Annotated in this window: 1 protein-coding gene; it reads left to right on the top strand. The window is 69.0% G+C overall.

Annotated elements, in window-relative coordinates; translation table 11 throughout:
- Positions 1-23: 23 nt before the first annotated feature.
- Complete coding sequence (locus B2W70_RS10540) at positions 24-1,604, top strand: Ppx/GppA phosphatase family protein (RefSeq protein ID WP_349677449.1); 1,581 nt, start codon at positions 24-26, stop codon at positions 1,602-1,604.
- Positions 1,605-1,657: the final 53 nt, after the last annotated feature.

Here is a 1,657-nt window from a genome sequence, read left to right as displayed (position 1 = left end):
ATAAGCGGCCACAATAGGGCCCCATGAACCTCGCACCGCGCAACGTGGCCAGCAAGAGCCAGGCCAAAGCCACCACCGGGACCAGCCCGACCAGCCGCCCCACCGACCTGCTCGCGGCCATCGACATGGGCTCGAACAGCTTCCGCCTGGAGATCGCCCAGGTCAGCAAAGGCAAGTACAAGCGCATCGACTACCTCAAGGAGACGGTGCGCCTGGGCGCCGGCCTGGACAGCCGGGGCATGCTGACCGAAGAAGCCACCCAGCGCGGCCTGGCGTGCCTGGCCACTTTCGCCCAGCGCCTCAAAGGCTTCGAGCCCTGGCAAGTGCGCGCCGTGGCCACGCAAACGCTGCGCGAAGCCCGCAACCGCGACGCCTTCCTGCAGCGTGGCAACCGCGTGCTGGGCAGTCCGATCGAGGTCATCTCCGGCCGCGAAGAAGCCCGCTTGATCTACCAGGGCGTCTCGCGCCTGCAACCCAGCGAGCTGCCGCGCCTGGTCATCGACATCGGCGGGCGCTCGACCGAGATGATCCTGGGCACTGGCCGCAGCGCACGCCAGGTCGAGTCCTTCGCGGTGGGCAGCGTCAGCCTGTCGATGCAGCACTTCCCACAAGGCAGCTACACGGCCGAGAATTTCCGTGCGGCCCAGATCGTTGCTGGCGCCGAACTCGAAGAAGCGCTCACCCTGTTCCCGCGCGAGGCCTGGACCGAGGCCCTGGGTTCGTCCGGCACGGTGGGCGCCGTGGCGCAGATCCTGACAGCCAACGGCATCACCGACGGCAGCATCACACCCGAGGGCCTGCGCTGGTGCATCGAGCGCTGCCTGGAAGCGGGCAACGCCGAGAACCTCACCCTGCCCGGCCTCAAGCCCGAGCGCAAGGCCGTGCTCGGTGGCGGCCTGAGCATCCTCTACACGCTCTCGCAGCACTTCGACATCGAGGTCATGCGCCCTGCACGTGGCGCCTTGCGCCAGGGCGTCATCTTCGATCTGGACGACCGCATCGAGGCCACGCGAGACCACCGCCAGCCCGACCCGCGCGACACCTCGGTGCGCGAGCTGCAGAGGCGCTTTCAGGTCGATGTGGCCCAGGCGGCGCGCGTGAGCCAGCGAGCGCTGTCCCTCTGGCAAGGCCTGGCCGAGCCGCAAGCCAGCGCCGACGGCGAGCACACGCGCGAGCTGGCTTGGGCCGCCGCCCTGCACGAGATCGGCATGATGGTCTCTCACCACGACCACCACCGCCACAGCGCGTACCTGCTCGGTCACGTCGACGCGTCAGGCTACTCGCAGTCGCAGTTGCGTCGCCTGGCCACCCTGGCCCTGGGACAGCGCGGTGAGCTGATCAAGCTCGCAGAGCACAAGCACGACACGGTGCTGATGTCGCAGGTGCTGTGCCTGCGCCTGGCCATCATCCTGCATCACGCGCGCATGGAGCTGCCCGAGCAGGTGGCATCGCTGCAACCGGCCCGCTCCGGCAAGGTCAAGCTGGTGTTGGCACGCAGCTGGGCCCTGCAACACCCGCGCACCTTGCACCTGCTCGACGACGAGATCAGGCGCTGGGCCGGTCAGGGCGACCGGGCGCTGGAAGTGACCCTGGGCAAGGGCTGAGGCCGACGCCGACGCTGGGCCACAGCCAGGCATGCGGACCGAGGCGCTTGCTC

The organism is Aquabacterium sp. UBA2148, from assembly GCF_002328915.1.
GTDB lineage: Bacteria > Pseudomonadota > Gammaproteobacteria > Burkholderiales > Burkholderiaceae_C > Aquabacterium > Aquabacterium parvum.
Note: the sequence above shows the minus strand (reverse complement) of the source record. Positions and strands in the feature narration are given on the sequence as shown.